Source organism: Xanthomonas sp. F1 (assembly GCF_014199855.1).
The window spans coordinates 2501-6171 of sequence record NZ_JACHOK010000021.1 but is presented as its reverse complement, the minus strand read 5'-3'; the positions used below and the strand labels follow the sequence as shown (position 1 = coordinate 6171).

The following is a 3671-nucleotide window of genomic DNA, read 5'->3' as shown; positions in this document are numbered from 1 at the left end:
CGCGCGCCTGGCGCAGCAGTTGGGTCACGGGACGCCGTCCTGGCGGTTTGGGGATCAGCCTGCTGACCGGCGGGCCGCGGTAGCGCAGTGCCGCAAGTCAGCGGCACACGTGCCGTTGACGCTCGACTGCAGGCGAGGCGCTGCGTGACGCGATCGCGCTGGACGTCGTTTAACAGCCGGATCGCGGTGGGTCTGGCGGCCGACAGCAGCCGCGCTGTGCCTCCACGCGGTAGCCGCGATGCGCATGAGGGGGGGCTCTTGCGATCTATCCGCAACTTGCATGGCCGATCATCCACGCTGTCCCTGGCAAGGCATTCCCGTATCCGCATGCACGGTGCGTAGCCGGGTGTCGTGATGGAGCTGAGCCAAGCTATTTGCGGCGTCGTTCGGACAACCGCATTGCTCGGCGGCGCTGGTGGCTCCACCAGCGCCCACCAAGCCGTTGCTGCGCGGTGTTTTGTGTTGTGCCGTGGGCGCTGTTTGCTTTCTTTAGCTTTTCCCCCGCGCAATAAAAAATCCCCGTCCTTGTGGGACGGGGATTTGGGGTAAAGCCCCTGGCGATGACCTACTCTCGCATGGCTTGAGCCACACTACCATCGGCGCAGCTGCGTTTCACTTCCGAGTTCGGGATGGGATCGGGTGGTTCCACAGCGCTAATTTCACCAGGGAGACGGTTGGAGTGTCGCCGTGCGGTCGATCGGTCGTATGACCGAGGACGGCAGGCGCCAGCCTCTCATGGGGTGTGATGTAGCGAGCGAGTGAGAGCGATCGACGTGTGTCGCGCTAAGGGATGCTTATGAGGAAGCATCTTGAGGTTATATGGTCAAGCCGCACGGATCATTAGTATCAGTTAGCTCAATGCATTGCTGCACTTACACACCTGACCTATCAACCACGTAGTCTACATGGTTCCTTTAGGGGACTTGTGTCCCGGGAGATCTCATCTTGAGGCGCGCTTCCCGCTTAGATGCTTTCAGCGGTTATCGCTTCCGAACATAGCTACCCGGCAATGCCACTGGCGTGACAACCGGAACACCAGAGGTTCGTCCACTCCGGTCCTCTCGTACTAGGAGCAGCCCCTCTCAAATCTCCAACGCCCATGGCAGATAGGGACCGAACTGTCTCACGACGTTCTGAACCCAGCTCGCGTACCACTTTAAATGGCGAACAGCCATACCCTTGGGACCGACTACAGCCCCAGGATGTGATGAGCCGACATCGAGGTGCCAAACACCGCCGTCGATATGAACTCTTGGGCGGTATCAGCCTGTTATCCCCGGAGTACCTTTTATCCGTTGAGCGATGGCCCTTCCATACAGAACCACCGGATCACTAAGACCTACTTTCGTACCTGCTTGATCCGTCGATCTTGCAGTCAAGCACGCTTATGCCTTTGCACACAGTGCGCGATGTCCGACCGCGCTGAGCGTACCTTCGTGCTCCTCCGTTACTCTTTAGGAGGAGACCGCCCCAGTCAAACTACCCACCATACACGGTCCCCGATCCGGATTACGGACCTAGGTTAGAACGTCAAGCACGACAGGGTGGTATTTCAAGGATGGCTCCACTGCAGCTAGCGCCACAGTTTCATAGCCTCCCACCTATCCTACACAGACGAACTCAACGTTCAGTGTAAAGCTATAGTAAAGGTTCACGGGGTCTTTCCGTCTTGCCACGGGAACGCTGCATCTTCACAGCGATTTCAATTTCACTGAGTCTCGGGTGGAGACAGCGCCGCTGTCGTTACGCCATTCGTGCAGGTCGGAACTTACCCGACAAGGAATTTCGCTACCTTAGGACCGTTATAGTTACGGCCGCCGTTTACTGGGGCTTCGATCAAGAGCTTCGCCTTGCGGCTGACCCCATCAATTAACCTTCCAGCACCGGGCAGGCGTCACACCCTATACGTCCACTTTCGTGTTTGCAGAGTGCTGTGTTTTTGATAAACAGTCGCAGCGGCCTGGTTTCTGCGACCCTCTTCAGCTATAGCTCGCACGAGCCACCAAAAAGGGTGCACCTTCTCCCGAAGTTACGGTGCCATGTTGCCTAGTTCCTTCACCCGAGTTCTCTCAAGCGCCTGAGAATTCTCATCCTACCCACCTGTGTCGGTTTACGGTACGGTCTGCGTAAGCTGAAGCTTAGGAGCTTTTCCTGGAAGCGTGGTATCAGTGACTTCGTCTAAAAGACTCGTCTCGGTGCTCGGTCTTAAAGGATCCCGGATTTGCCAAAGATCCAAACCTACCGCCTTTCCCCGGGACAACCAACGCCCGGTACACCTAACCTTCTCCGTCCCTCCATCGCACTTACGCGAGGTGCAGGAATATTAACCTGCTTCCCATCGACTACGGCTTTCGCCCTCGCCTTAGGGGCCGACTCACCCTGCGCCGATTAACGTTGCGCAAGGAAACCTTGGGCTTTCGGCGTGCGGGTTTTTCACCCGCATTGTCGTTACTCATGTCAGCATTCGCACTTCCGATACCTCCAGCAGACTTCTCAATCCACCTTCGCAGGCTTACGGAACGCTCCTCTACCGCGCATCGCTTATCGCGATGCACCCCAAGCTTCGGTTCACTGCTTAGCCCCGTTAAATCTTCCGCGCAGACCGACTCGACCAGTGAGCTATTACGCTTTCTTTAAAGGGTGGCTGCTTCTAAGCCAACCTCCTGGCTGTCTATGCCTTTCCACATCGTTTTCCACTTAGCAGTGAATTTGGGACCTTAGCTGTGGGTCTGGGTTGTTTCCCTTTTCACGACGGACGTTAGCACCCGCCGTGTGTCTCCCATACAGTCCGTCTCGGTATTCGGAGTTTGCAATGGTTTGGTAAGTCGCGATGACCCCCTAGCCATAACAGTGCTCTACCCCCGAGAGGATACATATGAGGCGCTACCTAAATAGCTTTCGAGGAGAACCAGCTATCTCCGGGTTCGATTAGCTTTTCACTCCTAATCACACCTCATCCCCTACCTTTGCAACGGGAGTGGGTTCGGGCCTCCAGTCAGTGTTACCTGACCTTCACCCTGGGCATGACTAGATCACCCGGTTTCGGGTCTACTGCCCGCGACTATGCGCCCTTATCAGACTCGGTTTCCCTTCGCCTCCCCTATACGGTTAAGCTTGCCACGAACAGTAAGTCGCTGACCCATTATACAAAAGGTACGCAGTCACTCTTGCGAGCTCCTACTGCTTGTACGCACACGGTTTCAGGATCTATTTCACTCCCCTCTCCGGGGTTCTTTTCGCCTTTCCCTCACGGTACTGGTTCACTATCGGTCGGTCAGGAGTATTTAGCCTTGGAGGATGGTCCCCCCATGTTCAGACAGGGTTTCACGTGCCCCGCCCTACTCGTCTTCACTGGTATGGCCCTTTCAAATACAGGGCTATCACCTTCTATGGCCAACCTTTCCAGATTGTTTTTCTAAAACCATACCAGCTTAAGGGCTAGTCCCCGTTCGCTCGTCACTACTTAGGGAATCTCGGTTGATTTCTTTTCCTCCGGTTACTTAGATATTTCAGTTCACCGGGTTCGCTTCCAGCAGCTATGTATTCACTGCAGGATACTGCCGAAGCAGTGGGTTTCCCCATTCGGACATTGCCGGATCAAAGCTTGTTGCCAGCTCCCCGACACTTTTCGCAGGCTGCCACGTCCTTCATCGCCTCTGACCGCCAAGGCA

At 55.8% G+C, this 3671-nt stretch carries 2 rRNA genes (1 of these 2 cut by a window edge); both read right to left on the bottom strand.

Annotated features, from left to right (window positions below):
• Window positions 1–552: 552 nt before the first annotated feature.
• Window positions 553–667 (bottom strand): 5S ribosomal RNA (gene rrf / locus GGR71_RS20865).
• A gap of 152 nt (window positions 668–819) precedes the next feature.
• A 23S ribosomal RNA gene (locus GGR71_RS20860) occupies window positions 820–3671 on the bottom strand (it continues 28 nt past the right edge of the window).